The 23,938-nt window shown below is 67.1% G+C and carries 26 protein-coding genes and 1 pseudogene; 16 read left to right on the top strand and 11 right to left on the bottom strand.

What is annotated here, in order from left to right:
- Positions 1-5 precede the first annotated feature (5 nt).
- Positions 6-461 carry a DUF5078 domain-containing protein gene (locus EXE63_RS28840; protein ID WP_168144781.1) on the top strand — a complete coding sequence of 152 codons (456 nt, stop codon included), beginning with the start codon at positions 6-8 and terminating at the stop codon, positions 459-461.
- A gap of 326 nt (positions 462-787) precedes the next feature.
- The gene (locus tag EXE63_RS28835; protein WP_168144780.1) at positions 788-1,342 is read left to right on the top strand and encodes a C40 family peptidase; all 555 of its coding nucleotides are present in this window, start codon (positions 788-790) and stop codon (positions 1,340-1,342) included.
- 7 nt (positions 1,343-1,349) lie between these two features.
- On the opposite strand, the gene EXE63_RS28830 is transcribed toward EXE63_RS28835, so the two are convergent.
- The gene (locus EXE63_RS28830; protein WP_436277728.1) at positions 1,350-2,600 is read right to left on the bottom strand and encodes a CynX/NimT family MFS transporter; all 1,251 of its coding nucleotides are present in this window, start codon (positions 2,598-2,600) and stop codon (positions 1,350-1,352) included.
- Positions 2,601-2,647: 47 nt separating this feature from the next.
- On the opposite strand from EXE63_RS28830, the gene EXE63_RS28825 reads away from it, so the two are divergent.
- Positions 2,648-3,322, top strand: coding sequence for a FadR/GntR family transcriptional regulator (locus EXE63_RS28825; RefSeq protein WP_168145827.1), 675 nt, complete (start codon positions 2,648-2,650; stop codon positions 3,320-3,322).
- Positions 3,323-3,327: 5 nt separating this feature from the next.
- Here the strand turns inward: EXE63_RS28825 and EXE63_RS28820 are convergent, their stop codons facing one another.
- A complete protein-coding gene (locus EXE63_RS28820) occupies positions 3,328-3,585 on the bottom strand; it encodes a hypothetical protein (protein ID WP_168144778.1) in 258 nt (85 codons plus the stop codon).
- Positions 3,586-4,062: 477 nt separating this feature from the next.
- On the opposite strand from EXE63_RS28820, the gene yaaA reads away from it, so the two are divergent.
- The 4 genes from yaaA to EXE63_RS28800 all read left to right on the top strand — a co-directional run bounded on the left by yaaA (position 4,063) and on the right by EXE63_RS28800 (position 8,725).
- Positions 4,063-4,809, top strand: coding sequence for a peroxide stress protein YaaA (yaaA, locus tag EXE63_RS28815; protein WP_168144777.1), 747 nt, complete (start codon positions 4,063-4,065; stop codon positions 4,807-4,809).
- 81 nt (positions 4,810-4,890) lie between these two features.
- Positions 4,891-5,997, top strand: a complete 1,107-nt coding sequence (locus EXE63_RS28810; RefSeq protein WP_168144776.1) for an esterase family protein — start codon at positions 4,891-4,893, stop codon at positions 5,995-5,997.
- A gap of 43 nt (positions 5,998-6,040) precedes the next feature.
- On the top strand, positions 6,041-7,411 hold the full coding sequence (locus EXE63_RS28805) for a WS/DGAT/MGAT family O-acyltransferase (RefSeq protein WP_168144775.1): 1,371 nt from the start codon (positions 6,041-6,043) through the stop codon (positions 7,409-7,411).
- A 216-nt stretch (positions 7,412-7,627) separates the two neighbouring features.
- Entirely contained in the window at positions 7,628-8,725 is a 1,098-nt protein-coding gene (locus EXE63_RS28800) for a hypothetical protein (RefSeq protein WP_168144774.1), read from the top strand.
- A gap of 37 nt (positions 8,726-8,762) precedes the next feature.
- Here the strand turns inward: EXE63_RS28800 and EXE63_RS28795 are convergent, their stop codons facing one another.
- Positions 8,763-9,428, bottom strand: coding sequence for a GNAT family N-acetyltransferase (locus EXE63_RS28795; RefSeq protein ID WP_168144773.1), 666 nt, complete (start codon positions 9,426-9,428; stop codon positions 8,763-8,765).
- 56 nt (positions 9,429-9,484) lie between these two features.
- Complete coding sequence (locus EXE63_RS28790) at positions 9,485-10,747, bottom strand: amidohydrolase family protein (RefSeq protein ID WP_168144772.1); 1,263 nt, start codon at positions 10,745-10,747, stop codon at positions 9,485-9,487.
- 24 nt (positions 10,748-10,771) lie between these two features.
- On the opposite strand from EXE63_RS28790, the pseudogene EXE63_RS28785 reads away from it, so the two are divergent.
- Positions 10,772-11,620 (top strand): annotated as a pseudogene (locus tag EXE63_RS28785) (AraC family transcriptional regulator).
- Between the two features lie 6 nt (positions 11,621-11,626).
- Here the strand turns inward: EXE63_RS28785 and EXE63_RS28780 are convergent.
- Positions 11,627-12,244, bottom strand: a complete 618-nt coding sequence (locus tag EXE63_RS28780) for a TetR/AcrR family transcriptional regulator (protein WP_168144771.1) — start codon at positions 12,242-12,244, stop codon at positions 11,627-11,629.
- 121 nt (positions 12,245-12,365) lie between these two features.
- On the opposite strand from EXE63_RS28780, the gene EXE63_RS28775 reads away from it, so the two are divergent.
- A complete protein-coding gene (locus EXE63_RS28775; protein WP_168144770.1) occupies positions 12,366-12,635 on the top strand; it encodes a WhiB family transcriptional regulator in 270 nt (89 codons plus the stop codon).
- A gap of 25 nt (positions 12,636-12,660) precedes the next feature.
- Here EXE63_RS28775 and EXE63_RS28770 read toward each other — a convergent pair whose 3' ends face one another.
- Entirely contained in the window at positions 12,661-13,071 is a 411-nt protein-coding gene (locus EXE63_RS28770) for a nuclear transport factor 2 family protein (protein ID WP_308205581.1), read from the bottom strand.
- Positions 13,072-13,165: 94 nt separating this feature from the next.
- On the opposite strand from EXE63_RS28770, the gene EXE63_RS28765 reads away from it, so the two are divergent.
- From EXE63_RS28765 to EXE63_RS28755, 3 genes are read left to right on the top strand one after another with little or no spacing between them, the layout of a single operon-like run.
- Positions 13,166-14,086 (top strand): alpha/beta fold hydrolase, encoded by a 921-nt coding sequence (locus tag EXE63_RS28765; RefSeq protein ID WP_168144769.1) that lies wholly within the window; start codon positions 13,166-13,168, stop codon positions 14,084-14,086.
- Positions 14,087-14,100: 14 nt separating this feature from the next.
- Complete coding sequence (locus tag EXE63_RS28760; RefSeq protein WP_168144768.1) at positions 14,101-14,961, top strand: LLM class F420-dependent oxidoreductase; 861 nt, start codon at positions 14,101-14,103, stop codon at positions 14,959-14,961.
- Positions 14,962-14,970: 9 nt separating this feature from the next.
- On the top strand, positions 14,971-15,909 hold the full coding sequence (locus EXE63_RS28755) for an LLM class flavin-dependent oxidoreductase (RefSeq protein WP_168144767.1): 939 nt from the start codon (positions 14,971-14,973) through the stop codon (positions 15,907-15,909).
- Here the strand turns inward: EXE63_RS28755 and EXE63_RS28750 are convergent.
- Both EXE63_RS28750 and EXE63_RS28745 read right to left on the bottom strand, forming a co-directional pair.
- A complete protein-coding gene (locus tag EXE63_RS28750) occupies positions 15,906-17,189 on the bottom strand; it encodes a competence/damage-inducible protein A (protein ID WP_168144766.1) in 1,284 nt (427 codons plus the stop codon). The genes EXE63_RS28755 and EXE63_RS28750 overlap by 4 nt on opposite strands.
- A 25-nt stretch (positions 17,190-17,214) precedes the next feature.
- Positions 17,215-17,544: a hypothetical protein gene (locus EXE63_RS28745; RefSeq protein WP_366515301.1), complete on the bottom strand. Its 330-nt coding sequence runs from the start codon at positions 17,542-17,544 to the stop codon at positions 17,215-17,217.
- Positions 17,545-17,649: 105 nt separating this feature from the next.
- Between EXE63_RS28745 and EXE63_RS28740 the strand changes: the two genes are divergently transcribed.
- On the top strand, positions 17,650-18,732 hold the full coding sequence (locus EXE63_RS28740) for an IS110 family RNA-guided transposase (protein ID WP_210000086.1): 1,083 nt from the start codon (positions 17,650-17,652) through the stop codon (positions 18,730-18,732).
- Positions 18,733-19,034: 302 nt separating this feature from the next.
- Here the strand turns inward: EXE63_RS28740 and EXE63_RS28735 are convergent, their stop codons facing one another.
- Positions 19,035-19,778: a glucose 1-dehydrogenase gene (locus tag EXE63_RS28735; protein ID WP_168144764.1), complete on the bottom strand. Its 744-nt coding sequence runs from the start codon at positions 19,776-19,778 to the stop codon at positions 19,035-19,037.
- Positions 19,779-19,881: 103 nt separating this feature from the next.
- Here EXE63_RS28735 and EXE63_RS28730 point away from each other — a divergent pair, with 103 nt between their 5' ends.
- Both EXE63_RS28730 and EXE63_RS28725 read left to right on the top strand, forming a co-directional pair.
- Positions 19,882-20,958 carry an NAD(P)H-dependent amine dehydrogenase family protein gene (locus EXE63_RS28730; RefSeq protein ID WP_168144763.1) on the top strand — a complete coding sequence of 359 codons (1,077 nt, stop codon included), beginning with the start codon at positions 19,882-19,884 and terminating at the stop codon, positions 20,956-20,958.
- Positions 20,959-20,983: 25 nt separating this feature from the next.
- Complete coding sequence (locus tag EXE63_RS28725; protein WP_234904303.1) at positions 20,984-21,733, top strand: HAD family hydrolase; 750 nt, start codon at positions 20,984-20,986, stop codon at positions 21,731-21,733.
- On the opposite strand, the gene EXE63_RS28720 is transcribed toward EXE63_RS28725, so the two are convergent.
- Complete coding sequence (locus tag EXE63_RS28720) at positions 21,675-21,875, bottom strand: (2Fe-2S)-binding protein (protein ID WP_168144761.1); 201 nt, start codon at positions 21,873-21,875, stop codon at positions 21,675-21,677. The two genes, EXE63_RS28725 and EXE63_RS28720, sit on opposite strands and share 59 nt — an antisense overlap.
- Complete coding sequence (locus tag EXE63_RS28715) at positions 21,875-22,495, bottom strand: fatty-acid--CoA ligase (RefSeq protein ID WP_168144760.1); 621 nt, start codon at positions 22,493-22,495, stop codon at positions 21,875-21,877. The genes EXE63_RS28720 and EXE63_RS28715 overlap by 1 nt, the downstream gene beginning before the upstream one ends.
- 194 nt (positions 22,496-22,689) lie before the next feature.
- Here EXE63_RS28715 and EXE63_RS28710 point away from each other — a divergent pair, with 194 nt between their 5' ends.
- Complete coding sequence (locus tag EXE63_RS28710; RefSeq protein WP_168144759.1) at positions 22,690-23,823, top strand: nitronate monooxygenase; 1,134 nt, start codon at positions 22,690-22,692, stop codon at positions 23,821-23,823.
- Positions 23,824-23,938 lie beyond the last annotated feature (115 nt).

Raw genomic sequence — 23,938 nt, 5'->3', positions numbered from 1 at the left:
GACCAATGCCACTCAAGAAAACGCCACTCAAGAAGCTCAGCCTGGCCGCCCTGGCCGCGGCCGCCGCCCTGACCCTCGCCCCCACCGCGTCCGCCGACGCGACCGAGGACTACCCGATCCCGCGCAAGATCCTGCACACCCCGTGCACCGCCGAACAGATCCTGGCCGCCACCCGCGACACCAACCCGGTGTACTACGAGCGCTACATGATCGACTACAACAACAAGTCCCCCGAGGTGCACCGCGCCGTGCAGGACCGCATCCACTGGTTCTTCGCCATGGACTACGCCGGCCGTCGCCAGTACTCCGAAGACACCGCCACCAACGCCTTCTACGAACAGCTGGCCTGGAACTGGCCCAACTGGGCCAAGATCTTCTTCAACAACAAGGGCGTCGTCGCCGCATCCACCGCAGTCTGCATGAACTACCCACCCGACGACATGTCCGTCTGGACCTGGTAGACCGCTGCGCGAACCACACCAGATGGCTGCTCCCGGCGTTCGGGGCAGCCATTTTGGGCACCTGGACCAGCGGTCCGAAATACGTTGCATCCCAGCAGCTTTGGATGGTGAAGCAGCTCAACAGGTTTCGCGCGCTACGAGCGACAACGCCGGGCCCCCAAGAAATTTGCGAGAACTCAAGATCGATGCAGAGACACCCTTGAATTGCGCCCTCGTACAAAGCCGTTCATGCGCCCTTTTGTGAGTTGTACTGGGAGTTTGACGAGATGTGAAGGGGGTCACAGAATTTTGCCCGCCTACAAACCGCTCTGTTAACGTCCGTCCGCATGTTTGCTGTAGCTTCACTTCTGGCGCTTGTGAGCCAGGTGTCAGGGACGCCGTACGTGTCGGGCGGGGATTCCCCCGCGGGGACCGATTGCTCGGGCCTGGCATCATGGGTCAGCAACGCCGCGACCAACCGACCGGTGTTCGGTGACCGGTTCAACACCGGAAACCAGGAAAGCGCACTGCTGGCCCGCGGTTTCCGGTACGGCACTGCACCCGGGGCACTCGTCATCGGCTGGAACAGCGGCCACACGGCCGTCACCCTGCCCGACGGCACGCCCGTCTCCTCCGGCGAGGGTGGCGGCGTCAAGATCGGTGGCGGCGGCGCCTACCAGCCGCAGTTCACCAAGCACATGTACCTGCCGATGGATCCGCCCGCACAGCCCGCGCCAGACGGCATGATTCCGCCTCCGCCACCCGGCTTCGCTCCCCCGGCCCCGGGCCAGCTGCCACCCCCGCCCGCCGACGCGATGGCGCCGGTACCGCTGGATGTGCCTCCGCCACCGGCTCCGCTGGATCCCCGGCCCCCGGCTCCCCCGGCGACGTTCCCGCTGTAGCGACTTTCTAGACGTACCTGGGCCGGCCCGCGAGGGCCCCCAGGATGATCTGGATGACGTAGACCACCATCAACATCACCCAGGGCACCGTCCAGCCGCCGCTGAGTTCATGCAGCAGACCGAACGCGAACGGTCCGGCGCCGGCCAGCAGATATCCCAGACCCTGGACCATGCCGGACAGCCGCGCGGTGTCCTCGGCGGTCCGGGCCCGCAACGCGATGACCGCAAGCGCCAGCGAGAACACACTCATCCCCAGCCCCAACAACACCGTCCACAGCAGGGGCGCCGCGGCGGGCGCGATCGCCAGGCCCGCCACACCGCTGATGCCCAGCAGGCCCAGGCCGACAATCCAGCCGCTCTGACTCGGTCGCCGCGAGGCCATCGGGGCGACCACGATGCTGATCGGCACCGCGATCACGGCGTTGAGACCGAGGAGCAGACCGGCATCGCCCTTGCTCATGCCGTTGTCGATGAACACCTGCGGCAGCCAGCCCATCACCACGTAGGCCAGCAATGACTGGCAGCCGAAGAACCCGGTGATGATCCAGGCCAGCCGGCTGCGCAGCAGCGAGCGCCCGTGCGGAACCACCGTCACCATCCGTGGGGCGGGCCCGGCCGCGGCCCGTCGGCGCTGCATCGCGATCAACCACACGATCAGCGCCGCGGCCGCCAGGACGGCCCAGGCGCCCAGCGCAAATCTCCAGCCGCCGAGCTTCTCGTCGAGCGCCGGCGTGACGGCCGAACCTGCCGCCCCGCCGCCCTGCAGCGCGGCGGTGTAGATACCCGTCATCAAGCCGATCCGGGCGGGGAAGGAGCCCTTGATCACCACCGGAATCAGCACGTTGATCAACGCGATACCCGCGGTCGCGACCAGGGTGCCGCCGATGACGACATGCGGACCGTCGATCACCCGCAGCAGCAGCCCGGTGGTGAGGACCAGCAGCGCGGCCGCGATCGCCGAACCGATGCCGAAGCGACGAGCCAGCCACGGCGCCGTGAGGCCGGCCGCGGCGAAGCACAAACCCGGCAGGGTCGTCAGCAGCCCGGCCCACAGCGCCGAGGTGCCCAGATCGTCACGCATATCCCCGAGCAACGGGCCCACGCTGGTGATCGCGGGCCGCAGATTCAGAGCGGTGAGGACGACCGCCACGACCAGGAGGGCACCACCGGCCGCCACTTCGGAGGGCCGCAGCTCCACCGATCCGTCGAGGTCGGGCTCAAGGTCGTCGAGCGCGCTCGTGTGGCGACTTCCATTCACCTGAACTACCCTGCCATACATCCCATGATTGGATGAAAGGGGTTTCTGTGCCTTTGGCCACCACGCGCCGCACGGGCCTGGTCGACCAGGTCATCGAACAGCTGCGCTCGTCGGTCAGCACCGGCGAGTGGCCGGTCGACACCAGGATCCCGACCGAACCCGCACTCGCCGAGACGCTGGGTGTCGGCCGCAACACCGTGCGCGAAGCCGTCCGAGCACTCGCGCACAGCGGCATCCTGGAAGTCCGCCAGGGCGACGGCACCTATGTCCGGGCCACCAGTGAGGTCTCCGGAGCGCTTCACAGGTTGTGCGGCACCGAATTTCGAGACGTCCTGCAGGTCCGTCGCTGCCTGGAGGTCGAAGGTGCCCGGCTGGCCGCGACGGCTCGGACGTCCGAGGATCTCGATGAGCTCTGGAAGCTCCTGGATCGCAGCGAAGCGTTGCGTGAACAAGGCGGCGACGAATTCGCCCGAGCGGATGCCGAACTGCACTTCGCGGTGGTCAAGAGCTCGCACAACCCCGTGCTCACCGAGCTCTATCGCGGTCTCACCGAGGTGGTGTCGGCGAGCGTGATCACCACCCAAGAGGTACAGCCCGTCGCCGAGTTCGCCCGACACCGGGGGCTGATCGAGGCGATCGCCGCGCAGGACACCGCACGGGCGGGCCGGGAAGCCGGCGGCTTCCTCGACGACCTGCTGGACCGGCTGCCCGACAAGGCCTGACCGGGTTACTCCGGGGTCAGCGCGTCGCTGTTGAGGAAGGTCAACGAGCCCGTGTCGAGCAGAACCGCCCAACGGCGGGCGGGATCGGCGATGTGGTTGTCACCGATGTCCACGGAATAGCCTGCACTGTCCCCGAAGTCATCGACGACGAGACCGAGTTCCTCGTCATCGGACCCGGCATGCACACGTACCCGCACATCCACCGCGATTCCATGGTCGTCGGTGCCGCCGGGCTCGGCGCCGACAATGTCCTGAGCTGTCACGGGAGCTCCCCTGTCATCTGCGGCGACCGCGGCAAGCGGTCGTCGTGCGATCGAATCGTGGACACGGAATGTGCGGAGTCAACGCGCTTGGCCGAGTGAATAACGGCGGCAGCTAATACACCGCGCAGAGCAACCGCGCGTCGTCCGGTGCCCATGATCGCAGACATTCTGTGCGTCGACTCCACAACCGGATCCTTTACATCGTTCTGCAATACTCCTGCGATCCTTCTGCACCGCAGTTGCAACAAACCTCGATCGGCCCCCGCACCGATCCTCACCTGATCGAACACGCCGATCGTCGAATACCGAATGCAGCATTGTCAATGCCTTGGCTGAGCGATTACCCAAGGTTTTCGTGCCCGCGCGCAAATGCGCGTAATTCAGCTAATCCATCGACATTTTCTTCGTTGCGTCAAACCAAGCGCTTGCTCGGACTGTGCGGTCGGCCGGCGCTCCAGGCTCGGCTAACCTCTCAGCGTGATCGTGCTGCTGCCACCGTCGGAAACCAAGCGATCCGGGGGCGAGGGCCCACCGCTGCGACTCGACCAACTCAGCTTCCCCGCACTGACCGGCGTACGTACCGAACTCACCGGAGAGGTCGCCGCATTGGCCGCCGACGTACCCGCCAGCCGCCGGGCTCTCGGCCTGACCGCGAAACAGGACGCCGAGATCGAGCGCAATGCCACGCTGATGACCACACCGACGCTGCCGGCGATCGACCGCTACACCGGCGTGCTCTATGACGCCCTCGACATCGGATCGCTGCGCGGGGCGAGCGCGGCCCGCGCGCGGGCCCGGCTCGCCGTGGGATCGGCGCTGTTCGGGCTGCTCCGTGCCGACGATCCGGTACCGGCGTACCGATTGTCGGCATCCGCCAAACTGCCCGGCCGGCCGACGCTGGCGGCCCGCTGGAAACCCGTGCTCGAGCCGGCGCTGGCCGAGATCGCCGCCGACGAGTTGGTGGTCGATCTGCGTTCGGGATCCTATGCCGCACTCGGCCGGCTCGACCGCGCGGTCCGGGTCAACGTGCTGGCCGAACATGCCGACGGACACCGCACGGTCGTCAGCCATTTCAACAAGGCACACAAGGGCAAGCTGGCCCGCGCGCTGGTCAGCAGCCGGTCCGAACCCGACGACGCCGCCAAGGTCGCCGCCGTCGCACGAAAGGCGGGTATGCGGGTCGAGCGCACCGGCAACGATCTCGTCATCGTCGTACCGGCCTGAGTCAAAACCGTTACATCACAACGCGATCACAGCCCGCGTCGGACCACCGGTGGCCCTCGTGGTTTTGTTAACTTGCCGGGTATGACGCCTTCGAAAACGATGCGTCGGTGGCTGCGCCGGGGCATGTCCACCGCTCTCGCGACGATGGTGCTCGGGTCGCTGGCCAGCGCGCCGCCCGCCGCCGCGTTCTCCCGCCCCGGTCTGCCCATCGAACAACTGGACATTCCATCCGCGGCGATGGGACGCAACATCCGCGTCGAGTTCCAGGGCGGCGGGCCGCACGCCGTCTATCTGCTCGACGGACTGCGCGCGCAGGACGATTTCAGCGGGTGGGACATCAATACCGCCGCCTTCGAGTGGTACCACGATTCCGGGTTGTCGATGGTGATGCCAGTCGGCGGCCAGTCGAGCTTCTACTCCGACTGGTACCAGCCCGCGGTGGGCAGCGCCGGCCCTATCACCTACAAGTGGGAAACCTTCCTGACGCAGGAGCTGCCGGCCTGGCTGGCCGCCAACCGTGGAGTCAGTCCAGTGGGCAATGCCGTTGTCGGCCTGTCAATGTCGGGCGGTTCCGCGCTGACGCTGGCCATCTGGCACCCCGCCCAGTTCATCTTCGCCGCCTCGCTGTCCGGTTTCGTCAACCCGTCACTGGGCCTGTGGCCGACACTGATCGGGCTGGCGATGCGGGATGCCGGCGGCTACAACGCCACCGATATGTGGGGACAGACCAGCGATCCGGCCTGGCGCCGCAACGACCCGATGGTCAACGTCGCCATGCTGGCCGCCAACCGCACCGCGGTCTGGGTGTACTGCGGCGACGGCACACCGTCCGAACTCGACAACGCGGGCGATTTCGGTGGCATGTTCAGTTCCCAGTTCCTGGAGAACATCACGCTGAACACCAATAAGACCTTCCAGCAACGGTATCTGGCTGCCGGCGGCCGCAACGGGGTGTTCAACTTCCCCAAGGACGGCACCCACAGCTGGGGCTACTGGGGTTCCCAGCTGCAGGCGATGAAGCCGGACCTGCTGCGCGTGCTCGGTGTCACCCCGCCCGCTCCGCCGCCGGCCGCACCCGTTGCGCCCGCACCCGCGGTGCCGGCCCCCGTCGCCCCCGCACCTGCGGTGCAGGTCCCGGTCGTACCGGCCCCGGTGGTCCGGGTGCCCGTCGCCACCCGGCCCGCCTGAGCAATCGCCTACCACCCGCCGACGGTATCGGTAGCGTGGCGGCATGAAGCTGATCTCACCGACCGATGCACTGTTCCTCGTCGGAGAGTCACGGGAACACCCGATGCACGTCGGCGGGCTGCAACTGTTCGAACCCCCGGCCGACGCCGGACCCGATTTCGTCGGTGACCTGTACCGGACGATCACCAAGTGTGATGACTTTCAGCCGACGTTCCGCAAACACCCGGCCAGCCTTTTTGGTGGAATATCCAATGTCGCTTGGACTTTGGACAGCGAGGTGGATGTCGACTACCACCTGCGCCGCTCCGGGTTGCCGCGCCCCGGGCGGGTCCGCGAGCTGCTGGAGCTGACCTCACGGATCCACGGCACACTGCTCGACAGGCACCGACCACTGTGGGAGGCCTATTTCGTCGAGGGCCTCAGCGACGGACGCTTCGCCATCTACACCAAGATCCACCATTCCCTCATCGATGGGGTGTCCGCCCAGCGGCTGATGATTCGCACGCTGGCCTCCGATCCGGCCGACCGCGAAGTCCGGGTGCCCTGGACGCTGCGGGCCAAGAAGCGGGCGGTGAAGTCCGCCAGTCCGGGCTCCTCCTTGGTGGGCACGCTCACCGGTGCCGCAGGAGCGGTGGCCGGCATCGCCCCCTCGACCATCTCCCTCGCCCGCTCGGCGCTCTTCGAACAGCAACTCACCCTCCCCTTCAGGGCGCCCAAGACCATGTTCAACGTGCCCATCGGCGGTGCCCGAAGGTGCGCGGCACAGTCTTGGAAGCTGGCCCGGCTTCGCGCTGTGAAGGAGGCCGCTCCGGGATCGACCGTCAACGATGTGGTGCTTGCGATGTGCGCGGGAGCGCTGCGCGCCTACCTCGACGAGCAGCACGCACTGCCCGAAACACCCTTGGTGGCAATGGTTCCGGTCAGCCTGCGCGGCGAACACGAGCAAGACGCCGGCGGCAACATGGTCGGCACGATCCTGTGCAATCTGGCCACCGACGTCGTGGACCCGATGAAACGCCTGGCAGCCATCAGCGCATCGATGCGGGACAACAAGCAGGTTTTCAGCGAGCTACCGCGCACCCAGGCGCTGGCGCTGTCGGGCTTCCTGGTCGCCGGGCTCGGACTCAGCCTGGTGCCCGGATTCGTGTCCTCGGCACCGCCGCCGTTCAACATCGTCATCTCCAATGTTCCCGGAGCGCGGGAACCGATGTACTGGAATGGCGCCAGGCTGGACGGCAATTACCCGATGTCCATCGCCCTGGACGGGCAGGCACTGAACATCACCCTCACCAACAACGCCGACAACCTGGACTTCGGACTGGTCGGGTGCCGCCGCAGCGTGCCGCATCTACAGAGGTTGCTGACCCACCTGGAGGATTCGCTGGCCGCGCTGGAACAGGCCGCCGGACTCTGACCAGCCGCGGGATTGCAGAAATGGGCTCGCGCGCTCCGCTTTTGAACGGCGACGCGACGGCGTGCCCCGTGGCAGTCACAGGACGGCCACCGCTTCGCATCGGATCGGTGTCGGCCAAAATTAGCGGTTTGCGCAATTTCGAGATCGCGATAGGTTCCCCTCGTCGTCAGTCGCAGGGAGACCGGGAAATCTATGCCACGCACCACAAATCGGATCGTGCTGACATCGTTTGCGACGGCAGGTCTGTACTGCGGTGTGCTCGCATTGAGCCCGGCGGTCTTTGCTGAGCCCAGCCCTGGAGTGCCGTGTCTGGACATGGTCTCCGACCTCGCCGCCGCTCCGGAGATCATCCCGCAGTCCTTGGAGGGTGGCACGGCGGCGCTGAACGAAGCCTTCGCACCACCTCCACCTCCGGCACCCATGGAGATCGCGGCACCCCTGATCGAGGCCCCTGCGGTCCCCGCTCCGCCCGCGGAGATCGCGGTTCCGGCGGTTCCGGCGGTTCCGGCGGTTCCCGCCGCGAGCGAGGCCACCCCCGCGGCGATGTCGGTGCTCGAGCGCGCGATGGCCGGACCGCCCGTAGCCCCGGTGGCGGCTCCGGTGCCCGCCGCGCTCCCGGTTCCTGCGCCGATCGCGGCCCCGGCCGTACCGGTCGTGACCCCGCCGCTGCCCGTCGGCGTTCCGCCGGCCCCGGTGCCCGTCCCGGCGGGCATCCCGATGGCCGCACCGGCCGCGCCGGTGGCCGCGCCGCTGATCGAGGCAGCCGCAGTCAGTCCGGTGGAGGCCGGGGCGCCACTCGCCGCGACTCCCCCGCCACCGCCGATCGCGGCAGCACCGCCGCCACCCCCGATCGAGGCAACACCGCCACCGGCACCCGTAGCGGCGGCACCGCCCGCACCGGTCGAGGCCGTTGCTCCGCCTGCCGAGATCGTGGCTCCCGCGCCGGTCGACGCGCCGCCACCACCGGCGGATGTGGCACTGGTGGACGCCGCGGCACCCATTGCCGCCGCCGCGCCGGTCGAGGCCGCGGTCGCGCCACCGGTGGGGATCGGGGCACCCGCCGCGGCAAGCGTCGCAGAGGCGGCGGGCAATGTTCTCCCGATGCTGGCATCGGCCCCGTCCGTGCTGGCCGCGACACCGCCGCCCCCGCTGGCCCTGCCGACCGTGCCCGGCTTGCCGGTGACACTTCCGAGTGAGATCTCACTGCCGACCGACCTGGTGTGCGAAGGCACCGCATGGTCGGCCACCGCGCCCGAAGGTGAACCCGGCGCGGCGGCACCCACGCCGGAGGGCGCGGGCCGCGCCGACTGGTGATCAGCGCCCGAAAAGCACTACTGCCGAGCGTGATCCGTCAGCGAGCGACGGCTCCTGGAGCACGCACCACGACAGGCACCGCCGGGAAGTAGATCGCCATCTCGGAGCGGCACTTGCGCAGCGCCGCCGTGCCGTAGCCCTTCTTGCGCAGATCGGGACGAATCCAGATACGCACCTCGACCTCGTGGTCGACGAGCTCGCCGAGGACCAGACCGACCTTCTCTTCGCCCTCCAAAGCCACGAACCAGGCCGCTTCTTCAGCGTCCAAACGACCCAGCGCAGAAGTGATCTCGTCATCGAGGCTGCCTGCGGGACCGCCCTTGCCGTCGCCTGCGGTGTGCAACTCGTCCACCCGGGCGGCGAAGATGTCGCGGTCGGTCTCGCCCGAGAAGGCGCGCAGCACCAGCGTTTCCGCCGACGATGCCGGGCGCTCGTTGAGAGTGAACGTGAGCTGGCTGTTGAGATCGTCCAGCTCGGCCGCGATGCCCCGGCGGGCGTCCTTGGTCAGCTGCTGGAACGACAGCCCGAAAACCGCCTCACTGCCCAGGTGGGTGGTGCCGAGCAGGTCGGCGATGGCCGTCACGGCCGCGTCCCGATCGGTGGCGTCGACGATGATGTCGAGCACCTCGTGCCGGCGGTCGAGTGCCTTCAGCAGGGCTTCGGCGATTTCACGGCGGGCGGCGGCACGATCCAGATCGGTCATGCTGCCAAGCCTAGATCAAGCGCCGCGTGTGCCGGCATCGGATCCGGTGACCTCGATCAGACCTGAGCGAACCGCTTTTCGTCGTAGAGCCGTGCCCACTCCGCACGCGGCCGGATGGAGGTGTCGACATCGGTGGCGGTAGCCCGCAACGCGCCGACGGTCGCCTTCTCCTTGGGCGTGAGCTTGAACGGATCCCAGCCGAAGAACCTGCTGGAGTTCTCCCAGGTGATCTTGTTGATGTCGGCGTCGTCGGCGCCCGCAGCATTCAACTCCGCGAGCACCTGCTCGGGAGCATCGGGCCAGAAGCAGTCCGAGTGCGGATAGTCGCATTCCCACGCGATGATGTCGATGCCGATCTCATGGCGCAGCTTCAGTGAGGTCTTGTCGGTGACGTAGCAGGCCAGCGAGTGCTCGCGGAAGACGTCGCTGGGCATCTTGTCACCGAAGTCGCGGCGCAGCCATTTCTGGTTCGTATAGTGCCGGTCGCTGCGGTCCAGATAAAACGGGATCCAGCCGATACCGCCCTCGGAGAATGCGAACTTGAGGTCGGGGTAGTTGCGCATCGCCGGTCCCCACAACAGGTCCTGGGCACACATCGCCGATACCTGGGTGGCCAGGATGATCAGGTTGTCGATGGGCGCATTGGGCGCCATGCTGATCGCTCCGAAACCGGTGCCGATGTGCAGGCACATCACGACCTGTTCGTCGGAGAGCGCCTGGAAGACCGGGCCCCAGTAGTCCTCGTCGTGGTAGCTCGGAAGTCCTTCCAGGTGCGGCAGTTCCGGCATCGTGACCGCGCGACACCCCTTGGCGGCGACCCGCTTGATCTCCTTGATCATCGCCTCCGGGTTCCAGGTCGGCAACACGGCGATCGGGATGAAGCGGTCCGGGTAGGAGCCGGCCCACTCGTCGATGTGCCAGTCGTTGTAGGCCGACACCATCACCAGCGTGACGTCCTCGCGGTGCATGTTGAGATGGCGCGCGGAGAATCCGGTGAAGGTCGGAAAGCACATCGAGGCCAAGATGCCGTTGCGGCTCATGTCCCGGACCCGTTCGTGCACGTCGTAGACGCCGGGGCGCATCTCGGCGAACCCGGCGGGATCACGGCCCCATTCCTCGGCGGGCCAGGACACCACGGCGTTGAGGCCGCTGACGCCCTGCGGGCGGCCCTGATACATCCACTGGTCGACGCCCTTGTCGTCGGTCACGACGATCGGGGCCTCTGATTTGTACTTGGCCGGTACGTGGTTCAGGAACATGTCGGGAGGCTCGACGACGTGGTCGTCGATGCTCACAAGAATCAGGTCGTCGGTCTGCATACTTAACTAGTACCCTCGGATTCCGTGACCGTCTCTGCGCTATCGGACAGAGGTTTGACCTTTTCGGCCAATGTGGATGAACCCGGCCGGCCGGTCATCGAATTGCGCCGTGGCGGGCACGCGGTCGCCGGCAGCTATCTCTACGAGGGCGACGGGTTGATCACCGGTTGGCACTCCCACGAGGTTCATCAGATCGAATACGCGCTGCAGGGTGTCGTCGAGGTGGAGACCGATGCGGGCCACTATCTGCTGCCACCCCAGCAGGCCGCCTGGATCCCGGCCGGGCTGGAACACCAGGCGGTGATGAACCCGGACGTCAAGACCGTCGCGGTGATGTTCGACGCGCAGATGATCACCGACACCGGTGACCGGGCCCGGATCATCGCGGTGTCGCCGCTCATCCGCGAGATGATGATCTACGCCCTGCGCTGGCCGATCGACCGGGACCACAGCGATCAGATATCCGACGACTTCTTCCGCACCATGGCCCACCTGGTCACCGAGGCACTCGACCACGAGGCACCGCTGAGCCTGCCGACGTCGGATCATCCGATCGTCGCGGCGGCGCTGGCCTACACCAAGGAGCACCTCGCATCGGTGACCGCCGAGGATGTCAGTCGCGCGGTGGCGGTCTCGGAACGGACGTTGCGCAGGTTGTTCTCCGACACCCTCGGGCTGTCCTGGCGGACCTATCTGCTGCACGCCCGGATGCTGCGCGCGATGGCATTGCTGGCCGCACCCGGCTAGTCGGTACAGGCGACCTCGTCGGCGGTGGGTTTCGACAACCTGAGCTCGTTCACCCGCAGCTTCGCCCAGTTCTGCGGCGAGACGCCATCGGCCTACCGCAAAAGGGTTGCCGGCCAAAAGGATTGATATGCGCTATGGCCCGCGGAACAGACCCTGGCGCAACAATTCGTTCACCGCGTCCCGCCAACGGTGCAGTTGCTCCGGAGCGGTGAACGACCCCGGCAGGTGCCTTTCGATATGGCCGCGCATGCTGACTGCGCCGAGCGGCAGGATCAGCGCGTTGATGACCGCCCAGGGCAGGTCGATATCCGGGCGGGTCTCCCCACGCTCGGCGCGCTCCTGCCAGCGCACCATGCCGATCTGGTAGAGGCTGTCGAAGATCGTGGTGCCCAACTGGCTCCCGTCGACCAGGGCACGGCCCACATAGGCCGCCACATCGGGGTGCTCGGCGAAGATCTTGTTCACCCGGTTGCCGACCTCCGAGACCGAGTCGGCGGCGAGCTCGGAGATGGGCTGTGCCATCGGGGCGATCACCACGTCGACCACGTATTGGTCGACGGCCTCGATCAATCCGGCCTTGGTGGAGAAATGATGTTGCACGAGCCCGAGTGACACCCCGGCCGCCGCGGCGACCCCGCGCAGCGTCGTCGCGGCGGTGCCGTGCACCGCGAAACTCTGCAACGCCGCGGTACGGATTTTCTCGACGCTGCGCGGTACCTCAACGCCCGTCCCGCCGGCCTCAGACTTCACAATTGCCACCGTAGTCAATCTCACTCCACCACGGCTGGCCGATACGTCTGTATCGTAAGTACGATACAAACGTATGGTCCAGTAGCTCGATGAATCGAGACGGAAGGGATGGTGGGGGGACGTGTATCCGATATCGATCGAAGACGGAGTGTGGACGGCACCGTGCACACAGAATCCCGACCGATGGACGACGACGGCGGATGAAGGGGCAAAGGCCTTGTGCCGAGCGTGCCCGCGCCGCTGGCAATGCGCCAAAGAGGCCTGTGCGACTCCGGGGGCGGAGGGTCTGTGGGCCGGTATCGTGCTGCCGCCGGCCGGGCGTAGCCGGCAATTCGCGCTGAAACAGTTGCGCTCGTTGGCCGAGCGCAACGGAGTGGCGGCGCGGCGCTGATCGCACCCGGCCCCGGATCAGCGACCTATCGCGGCGGCGCACCCGAACAATCGGGGTCGACCTGCACCGCATACGAGGTGATGGCGCTGATCTGGGTTCCGGTGAACTCGATGATGTCGCAGCCGGCCACCGCCGTCACGCCGTTGGGCCCGCTGTAGCGGGCCACGGTGTCCACCGCCACCACATCGCCTTGGGCGGCGACCACACAGCGCTGCATGCTGGTCTCGGTGTCGGCCAGGCTCTCGCGCGTTTCGCGGCAGGTGCGGATGACGGCGTCGGCACCTTCGAGCACCATGTAGCCCACGATCGTCCACTGGACGTCTCTGGCCAGATGCGGCAGGGACTCCTCGAAACGATGGGTGGAGAACGCCAGCGCGACGGCGCCTCGGTCGATCGGATCGTCCATGGTGTCCTCCTCGATCGCAGGGCTGACCACGAAGCCAGCGTGCACCCGACCATTCCATGAGGACGTGCCGCGCGTGGCGAAGGGCACGATATTGCCGACCTGTAATCCATGACACACTCGGCTGATGGTTCCTCCCATCGCGCGCCCCAAGCTCGAGGGCAATGTCGCCGTCAGCGCTGACCGCCAACTCGGTTTCGCCGAGTTCGGCGATCCCCGGGGCCGGGCGGTCTTCTGGTTGCACGGCACCCCCGGCGCGCGCCGGCAGATACCCGCCGAGGCACGTGCCTACGCCGGATTGGAGAAGGTCCGGCTTATCGGAGTGGACCGGCCGGGCATCGGGTCCTCCACGGCGCACCAGTATCCCAACGTGCTGGCCTTCGCCGAGGACCTGCGCGTCATCGCGGACACCCTCGGCATCGACAACTTCGCCGTGATCGGCCTCTCTGGTGGTGGGCCGTACACGCTGGCGGCCGCGGCCGCCATGCCCGACCGGGTGGTCGCCGCCGGTGTGCTCGGCGGCGTGGCCCCCTATGTCGGGCCGGATGGGATCGCGAGCGGCCTGATGAACCTCGGCTCGACGGTCGCCCCGGTACTCGAGCTGGCGGGTGCCCCCATCAGATTGGCCGCTGCCACGTTGATCAAGTTCATCGCGCCGGTCGGCTCACCGGCGTTGGAGATGTACGCGCGGATCTCCCCGGAGGGAGACCGCCGACTGCTGGCACGCCCCGAGTTCAAGGCGATGTTCCTCGATGACCTGCTCAACGGCGGCCGCAAACAGCTGGCGGCACCGTTCTACGACATCGTCGACTTCGTCCGCGACTGGGGATTCCGCCTCGATGAGGTCAAGGTCCCGGTGCACTGGTGGCACGGCGACAAGGACCACATCGTCCCGTTCGCGCACGGCGCGCACGTGGTGTCACGACTGCCGGAGGCCGAGATGACGGTGCTGCCCGGCGAGAGCCACCTCGGGGGGCTCGGCTGCGCCGAAGAGATCCTCCGTACGATGCTTGACATCTGGGATCGCGACGGCCGCGGCTCCCGCTGAAAGGAGTTCGGCACGTGGAACTTTCGGGAACCGGAATTTGGAGCTCACATCTGCGGTACGGCGATGCCGGCCACGCCGCCGAGGCAGCGGCCGAACTCGAAGAGCTCGGCTACACCGCGCTGTGGATTCCCGACGTCGGCGGACCTGTGCTCGACTCGGTCGAGAACCTGCTGACCGCCACGAAGACCGTCACCATCGCCACCGGCATCCTCAACCTCTGGATGCACGAGCCCGCCGAGGTGGCGGCCGCACACGCACGGCTCTCCGCGGCGCACGGCCGTCGGTTCCTGCTGGGTATCGGCGTCAGCCACGCGCCACTGATCGATTCGAAGTCCCCGGGCACCTACCGCAAGCCGCTGGCCGCCACCGCGGCCTTCCTGGACGGACTGGACAACGCCGAGCAGCCCGTCGCGGCCGAGGACCGGGTGCTCGCCGCGCTCGGGCCGAAGATGCTTCGCCTTGCCGCCGACCGCTCACGCGGCGCACACCCCTACCTGGTCACCCCCGAGCACACCGCCACCGCCAGGGAGCGCCTCGGCGACGGACCCCTGCTGCTGCCCGAGCAGACCGCCGTGCTCAGCGACGACGCCGACGCCGCCCGCGAGATCGGACGCGAGTGGGTGCGTGGCTACCTGGCCATGCCGAATTATGCGAACAACCTGCTGCGCTCCGGGTTCACCGAAGACGACGTGGCTTCGGTCAGCGACCGGCTGGTCGACGCAATCGTGGTGTGGGGCAACGAGGAAGCGATCCTGGCGCGGGTCAACGAGCACAAGGCCGCCGGCGCCGACCATGTGTGCGTCCAGGTGCTCGACGCGGATCCGACAGCGCTGCCGATGCAGCAGTGGCGTCGGCTTGCGCCCGTACTGAACTGATATCCGCCGATGGGTGAGCTCGATATCGGTGTCTACGTCCCGCAGATGGGTTTCTCCTTTGCCGACGTGCTGCATCGTGCGCAGCGCTGCGAGGAACTCGGCATCGGGTCGCTGTGGCTGTACGACCATCTGTACGGCCCGGGCATGCCCGAGATCGACTCCCTGGAGGCCTGGACACTGGCCACTGCACTGCTGGCCCGGACCGAGCGGCTGCGGGTCGGACATATGGTGCTGTGCAACCAGTTCCGCCATCCGGTGGTGCTGGCGAAGATGGCCACCACGCTCGACCAGATATCAGCAGGCCGCCTGCAACTCGGGATCGGCAGCGGCTCCATCGAGGACGAGCACCGGCGCACCGGCCTGGACTGGGGCTCGTTCGCCACCCGTTCGGCGCGACTGGCCGAATCGCTGGAGATCCTGACCCAGGCGTTCGGCAGCGGCACCGTCGACTTCACCGGCGAGCACTACGCCATCCGCGATATGCCCATCCGTCCCGGCGCGTTCCAGCAGCCGCGGCCGCCCATCGTGGTCGGCGGCGTGGGTGAAAAGTACACGCTGCCACTGGTGGCGCGCTACGCCGACGTGTGGAACGTGCCCACTTACGCACTCGGCGAGTTGGAGCACAAACTGGCCGTGCTGCGCTCCATCTGCTCCGGAATCGGACGCGATCCGTCCACCATCGTGATGTCGGTGGAGGCGGTGATGGCCCTGGCGCCCGACGAGCAGTCCCTGCCGAAGGTCCGCGAGTTCGCCGAGAAGCGCTTCGGTGGACCAGGGTTCGGACTGACCGAGGGCGGGCTGATCGGCACCGCACCCATGATCGTCGAGCGACTGCGCCATTGGCGGGATCTGGGATTCGGCCAGGTCGTCTTGTTCACCCACGACCGCGCCTCCGATCAAACTCTGGAAATCCTTGCCTCCCAGATCATCTCCGAGTTCGCGGGCTAGTCCGGGGGCAGCGACAACAGTTCGTTGCGCAACATGTGCATGGCGACCGTCGTCGAGCGCTCACGCACGTCGCTGCGGTCACCGGGCAGTCGCAACGTACGCACCAGCGTCGGCCTGCCGCTCAGCGCCACCCCGAAACACACCGTGCCGACCGGCTTTTCCGCCGACCCACCGCCCGGCCCGGCGATTCCGGTGATTCCGACCGCGGTGTCGGCATCGAAGCGGGCCAGCGCACCCTCGGCCATCGCGCGCGCCACCGGCTCGGACACCGCGCCATGCTCGTCGATCAGTGCGGCGTCCACGCCGAGGAGTTCCACCTTGGCCTCGTTGGAGTAGGACACCACCCCGCCGACCAGATAGGCCGACGACCCGGCCCGGTCCGCGATGCGGGCGGCCAGCAGGCCCGCCGTGCACGATTCTGCGGTGGCGAAGCGGCGCCCGGCCAGCAGCGCGGCCACCTGATCGTCGACCAGCGCACCGTCGGTGGAGAACAGTTCGGTTCGATGGCGGTCCCGCAGCAGGTCGATCAATGCGGCATAGGCACCGGCGGCGGGCGGTTCGTAGCGGGTGACGATCTCCAGTTCACCGCGGCGAAGGCAGGTGGTGATCTCCAGGCCGGAGAAGCCGTCGATACGGGATTCGGCCTCCCGCAACGTATCCGCCAGCCCGGACTCGGCGAGGCCGAACATCCGGACGGTCTCCTGGCGGTATTCGGTGCGTCCGGAGATCGCCTGCTGCACGGCGAGGGTCTCGACCGCACGCGACCACATCGGCTGCAGTTCACGTGGCGGGCCGGGCAGCACCACCACGGTCGGCCCGTCCCCAGTTGGGCTCAGGACAATCCCGGGCGCGGTGCCCACCGGATCCAGGATCTCCGCACCGGCGGGCACCATCGCCTGCTTGCGGTTGGCGGCCATCACCGCCTCGAAGTCGACTCCGTCGCGCCCGGCCATCAGGGTGCGCAGGATCTCGGCGATGCGGACTTCGAGGGGGCCGTCGAGCAACAGTTCGCGGCCGGCGAATCGCGCGACGGTGGCCACCGTCAGATCATCGGCCGTCGGGCCGAGGCCGCCGCTGGTGATGATGAGGTCGACACCCTGGTCGGCGAGGAAGCGCAGCTGCGCCTCGATATCGTCGGCGCGGTCACCACACTGGGTGACATAGGCCAGTTCCACACCCAGCTCCAGCAGCCGGTCGGCGAGCCAGGGCCCGTTGAGATCCTGGATGCGCCCGGTCAGCACCTCGGTTCCGGTCACCACGATCGCCGCGCGCACAGTCATGGTATGAGCCTAGGCAGCGACGCCGTCAGTGCGTCAGCCAGCCCTTCACCGTCGCCAGGTCGCGGGTGTATTGCTCCATGCCGTCGTCGTGGTAGCGGGATCCCCCGCTGATGGCCTCGTCGCCCTGCCAGATCACCCGGATACGCGCCGCTCCGCGCAGGTAGATGTCGACCCGGTCGGCGACGCGCCGGGTCCACCCGCGCTCCGCGGTGATCTCGGCAAGGGCCTGCCGTTCGGTTGCGTCTGGCCTCGTCGTCGAATCGGGCACGGTGTCCTCCTGTGATGGGTTGACCCCCATCCTGCCCTGCCGGGTCGCCCTGTCCGGCGACCGGTCGTCACCCAGGAACCAGACCACCGCCCCTAGATCGTATGAGGAGGCTGGGGCCTCACTGCATGTGAACGTGGGTTGCCGACAGGAATTGGGTCCTGGCCGGTAGAGCCACAGATGTAGGAGGCCCCAGTGGTGAGTCAGCGTACGAGCGTTGGGTTGGATGTGCATGCACGTTCGGTTGTCGCGTGCGGTTTGGACCGAGAAACAGGTGAAGTCGTTGAGCGGCGGCTGACGCCGGATCATCACGACATTCTGAGCTGGATCAACGGGTTGCCCGGTCCGGTGTCGGTGACTTATGAGGCCGGTCCCACCGGATTTTGCCTGGCCCGGGCTCTGGCGGTGGCGGGGATAGAGTGCCAGGTCGCCGCGCCCTCGAAACTGATCCGTCCCGCTGGCGATCGGGTCAAAACCGACGCTCGCGACGCGGCGCATCTGGCTCGTTTGTTGCATCTGGGCCAGATCACCGCGGTTGCGGTTCCCACTGCCGATCAGGAAGCGGCTCGTGATCTGGTGAGGGCCCGCGAGGACTGCCGCGGCGATCTGATGGCCGCTCGGCACCGACTATCGAAACTGCTTTTGCGGCAGGGCATCGTGTACTACGACGGCGCGGCCTGGACCAATCGTCACGAACTGTGGCTGCGCAAGCAGCGCTTCGAAAACAGGGCACTGCAGTTGACCTACGACGCCGCATTCGACGCCATGAGCGCCTGCATCGACCGGCGGGAACGCCTGGAGGCCGCGATCGACGCGATGGCCGCCGACAGCGAGTTCACTCCGGTAGTCCGACGGCTGGGGTGCATCCGCGGGATCGCCACGTTGACCGCGTTCGGGTTGGCCACCGAGATCGGCGACTGGCGCCGACTAACCGGACGAACGATCGGCGCCTACCTGGGGCTGGTCCCGTCCGAATTCTCCTCCGGTGGCAGTCGGGTCCAGGGCGAGGTGACCAAGACCGGCAACAAACACGTACGGCGCCTGTTGGTCGAAGCGGCATGGCACCACCGCAGCCCGTATCGGCCGGGGCAGGTGTTGCGACGACGATGGGACCTGGCCTCCCCGGCGGCACGGGCTCGCGGACAGGCCGCCAACCGACGCCTGCACTACCGCTGGACCGGCTTTGATCAACGCCGGAAGCGATCCGTGGTCGCCAACATCGCGGTGGCCAGGGAACTGGCCGGCTGGTGCTGGTCGCTGGCGGTCCTCGACGAGTAGCCGGCCCACAATTTTCCAGATGACGACCTCAGTGGTGACGGCAAGCGTCTTGGAGTGATCCGCGTCCGTTCTATGAGCAATCACGTTGCACGGCAACATGATCACGCTCGACTCTAGATGGCGGCCAACTCCGACTCGAAGTCCCGATCCTGCGGTAACCAACCCGCGCATACCAGACTGACAACGCGTCGACACGACACGCTCGACAGCACCGAGACACTCATCTGGTCAACGAAGCGGCGGCCACGGCGACGGTCGCGGCCGCCGCTTCACCCTGCCTTGTTGACAATCAGCTCCCCATATCAGAACAGGTCCTTGTGCGGGACGTCGGTGATCAGACCACCGTCGACCACGAACTCCGCGCCGGTCGAGAACGACGACTCATCGCTGGCCAGGAACACCACGAAGGTCGAGACCTCTTCGGAGCGGCCCGGCCGGCCCAGCGGCGAGGTGACCATGTCGTCGGGGAAGTGTTTGGTCATCGGGGTGCGGATGAAGCCCGGGTGCAGCGAGTTGATCCGGATGTTGAACTTGCCGAGCTCGATCGCGGCGGACTTGGCCAACCCGCGCACCGCCCATTTGGACGCCACGTACGGGTGCACCATGGGTGCGCCGCGCAGGCCCTCGATCGAGGACACATTGATGATCGAGCCGCCGCCGGCGGCCTTCATCTGTTCGACGACGGCCTGCATGCCCAGGAAGGTCCCGGTCAGGTTGACGTCGATGACCTTCTGCCACTTGGCCATATCGAATTGGCCGATCTTGCCGAGCGCGACGATGCCCGCGTTGTTCACCAGGGTGGTGAGGCTGCCGTAGGTCTCGACGGCGGTGTTGACCGCTGCGGCCCACTGGTCGGCGTCGGTGACGTCGAGGTGGACATACCGGACGGAGTCGCCGAGTTCGGCGGCCAGCGCCGTACCCTTCTCGTCGAGGATGTCGCCGACGACCACCTTGGCGCCTTCGTCGATGAGCATCTTGGCGTGGGCGGCACCCATTCCCTGTGCGCCGCCGCTGATGAGTACCACTTTTCCGTCCACGCGTCCCATGAGGCGTCAGGCTACCTCAACCCCGAAATAAACTAGAACCTGTTCCAATTTGTGTCCGGCCCCCGCATACTGCGACCAGACCAAACACCGTGAGGAGACCTGTATGGCCATTCGCGTGGCACTCGTCGGCACCGGAAACTGCGGCCGGCTGTCCTTGATTCAGCTCATCGGTGACCCCCGGTTCGAGCTCGTCGCGGTGGGCACCTCGACCGAGGCCAAGGTCGGCCGCGACGCCGGTGAGCTCGCCGGACTGGACACCGTCACCGGGGTGACCGCGACGCTGGGCATCGAGGACGCGCTGGCCGCGAAGCCGGACTGCCTCGTGTACTGCGCGATGGGCGACACCCGCCCCGTCGAGGCGACCCGCGATGTGATGGCAGCGCTCGCGGCCGGTATCAACGTGGTCGGCTCCGCTCCGGGCGGTCTGCAGTTCCCGTGGGGCGCAATGCCGGAGAAGGCCATTGCACGCGTGGAAGATGCGGCACGACAAGGTAATTCGAGTGTGTACATCACCGGTGTCGATCCCGGGTTCGCCACCGACCTGGTCCCGTTCGCGATCGCCAGCACCTGCCAGCGCATCGACCAGATCAAGACCATGGAAATCGCCGACTACGCCACCTACGACGGCGCCGAGGTGATGTCGATCGTGATGGGCTTCGGCAATCCCATCGATCAGCCCGGCATGCTGTTCCTGCCGGGGATCCTGAGCGCGGCCTGGGGCACGGCGATCCGGATGCTGGCGGCCGGTCTGGGCGTCGAGGTCGACGAGATCACCGAGAATTACGAACTGGAGCCCGCACCGGAGGACATCCCCGTCGCCACCGGCGTCATCGCCAAGGGCACCGTGGCCGCGATGCGGTTCGAGATCAACGGCATGGTCGGCGGGAAACCGGTGATCGTCGTCGAACACATCACCCGGGTGCGCGAGGACCTGCGCCCGGACTGGGCTCAGCCCGCGCAACCGGGCGGGTCCTACCGCGTCGAGATCAGCGGCGAACCGTCCTATGTGGTCGACATCTGTCCGACCAGCAGCCGCGGTGATCACAACTACGCCGCCATCCTGGCCGCCGCCGGCCGGATCGTGAACGCCATCCCCGATGTGGTGGCCGCCGCACCCGGCATCCGCACCACGCTCGATCTGCCGCTGGGCACCGGCAAGGGTCTGGTGTATCCGGCCTGATTCCGGCAACACGCACAATGGAAGAGTGACTGACCCGCTGCCAGCCATACTCGCGAGTCCGCAAGGCCCACACATCGGTGCGTTCTTCGATCTCGACGGGACGCTGGTGCGTGGGTTCACCGCGACGGTGCACGCCGGACACCGCATCCGCAACGGGCAGTCCGGATTCGGGGAACTGTCCGGGATCTTCGAGGCAAGCCTCCGCTACAAACTGGGCCGGATGCAGTTCGCCCGGCTGCTTCAGCGCGCGGCGGGATACCTCGCAGGCGAACCGCTGGCCGAGCTCGAGGCCCTCGGAGACGAGTTGTTCACCACCCGCATCGCCGGTCGACTCTTCCCGGTGATGACCCGCGTGGTCGCCGCACACCAGGAGCGCGGGCACACGGTGGCGATGAGTTCGTCGGCCCTGACCATGCACGCCGGGCCGGTCGCCCGCCATCTCGGCATCGAGCATGTGCTGTGCAACCACTTCGAGGTGGACGCCGAGGACAAGCTGACCGGGTACATCGCCAAACCCGTCGTGTGGGGAAGCCAGAAGGCAAGAGCGGTGATGGACTTCAGCGCGCAGCGCGGCATCGATCTGGCCGAGAGCTTCTGCTACGCCGACGGCACCGAGGATCTGCCGGTGCTCGATGCGGTCGGACATCCCAGCGCGGTCAATCCCCGGCCGGGCCTCGCGGCCGCCGCGGCCAGGAACGGCTGGCCGGTGCTTCGGGTCAGCTCCGAGGAGGACCGGCGGTGGTGGTCGCGCGCCCAGCGCCCCGGGATTCGATGATCGCGCGGATCGTGCGCCGGCAGCGTCCGCAGTCGGCGCCGGCCCCGCAGGCCACGGCCACCTGTTTGGTGGTGGCGGCACCGCCGTCCACCGCATCAGCCACCTCATGACTGGTGATGCCGTTGCAGAGGCAGACGAACATCAGCCCTCGATGCGCATCATCTGCTGAAACTGGCCGATGAACACCGGCGGGTAGGCTCCCACACCGGCTTCGGCGAGCCATTCGGCCGCATCGTCGGAATCGTGCAGCCAGCGCCGGGCACTGAGTTCGTCGTCGATCTGCTGCAGGATCAGCACCTCGTGCGGATCGTCGAGCGCACGGAAGCTCCAGAAGCGCTGAACTCCGGAGGCATGGAAGGCCTTGGCCGCGCCCCGCACCCGCGTGTTCAGTGCGGTGATATCGGCGACCGAGGTCACCATCGACACCATCACCGGCGGGGCGGGATGCTCATCGTGGTCGAAGTCGATCCGTTCGAACAGTTCACCGGCGAACACCGCGGGCAGGTCCTGGACGCCGACGGCGTCGAACCAGTCGAAGAACACCCGGGACCGCAGCAGATCCAGCACCGGTTCGTGGGCGTGAATGCCGAGGATCACCAGAACACGCTCGGGATCCGTCGTCGAGGTGTAGACCAGTACGTGGTGGACACCCATGCCCGCCAGTGCGTCGGTGCGGCGCTGCAACAGCGGCCAGACGGCGGTCGGGTCGGGCACGCGGTAGTCGGACACCAGCACCAAAGAGTTGGCCAGCCAGTCCTTCATATCGTGGCCCTCCCGGGATCGTGGATACGGCGGCTGTTAATGGAACTTCCGAAAAACGGTAATCGCATTCTCGCATGGTGCGGATGCCGATGGCGACAAATGAGCCCGTGAGCATTGCGGAAAACGAGGGCCGGGATACTAAACTAGAACACGTTTCAGTCTGCGATTCGCGATCGCCCAACATAGGAGCCTGCGTGCACACTCCCCTCTGCGACCAATTGGGTATCGAATTCCCCATCTTCGCCTTCACCCACTGCCGCGACGTGGTGGTCGCGGTCAGCAAGGCCGGCGGGTTCGGCGTGCTGGGGGCGGTCGGCTTCAGCCCGGAGCAGCTTGAGATCGAACTCAACTGGATCGACGAGAACATCGGCGACCACTCCTACGGCGTGGACATCGTGATCCCGAACAAGTACGAGGGCATGGACGCCACCGATATGGATCCCGAGGTGCTCAAGAAGACGCTCAACGACTTGGTCCCGCAGGAACACATCGACTTCGCCAAGAAGATCCTGGCCGATCACGGCGTCCCGGTCGACCACAGCGACGATGACGCGCTGCAGCTGCTCGGCTGGACCGAGGCCACCGCCACCCCGCAGGTGGAGATCGCGCTCAAGCACCCCAAGATGACGTTGATCGCCAATGCGCTGGGCACCCCGCCCGCCGAGATGATCAAGCACATCCACGCCGAGGGCCGCAAGGTCGCGGCGCTGTGCGGCTCGCCGTCACAGGCCCGCAAGCACGCCGACGCCGGGGTCGACATCATCATCGCCCAGGGCGGCGAGGCCGGCGGACACAGCGGCGAGATCGGCTCGATCGTGCTGTGGCCGCAGGTCGTCAAGGAGGTCGCGCCGGTCCCGGTGCTGGCCGCCGGCGGAATCGGCAGCGGTCAGCAGATCGCGGCGGCCCTGGCCCTGGGCACGCAGGGGGCCTGGACCGGCTCGCAGTGGGTGATGGTCGAGGAATCCGAGCACACCGAGCAGCAGCACGCCGCCTATGTGAAAGCCACCAGCAAGGACACCGTGCGCAGCCGGTCCTTCACCGGGAAGCCGGCCCGGATGCTGCGCAACGACTGGACCGAGGCCTGGGAGAACCCGGAGAACCCGAAGCCCCTCGGGATGCCGTTGCAGTACATGGTCTCGGGCATGGCCGTGGCCGCGACGCACAAGTTCCCCAACGAGTCGGTGGACGTGGCATTCAACCCGGTCGGCCAGGTGGTCGGTCAGTTCGCCAAGGTCGAGAAGACCTCGGCGGTCATCGAGCGCTGGGTGCAGGAATACCTGGAGGCGACCAACACCCTCAATGAGCTCAACGAGGCGGCCTCGGTCTAGCCCGCCAAGCCACCCGAGATGGCTGCTCCCGCGATCGCGGGGGCAGCCATTTTTTCGCCTCTGGCCCGGTCAGCAGCTTTATGTATGATGCTCTACATAATCTACTGCGAAGGGA

Origin of the sequence: Mycolicibacterium frederiksbergense (assembly GCF_012223425.1) — a bacterium.
GTDB lineage: Bacteria > Actinomycetota > Actinomycetes > Mycobacteriales > Mycobacteriaceae > Mycobacterium > Mycobacterium frederiksbergense.
The sequence above is the reverse complement of the archived record's forward strand: the minus strand, read 5'-3'. Positions and strand labels throughout refer to the sequence as shown.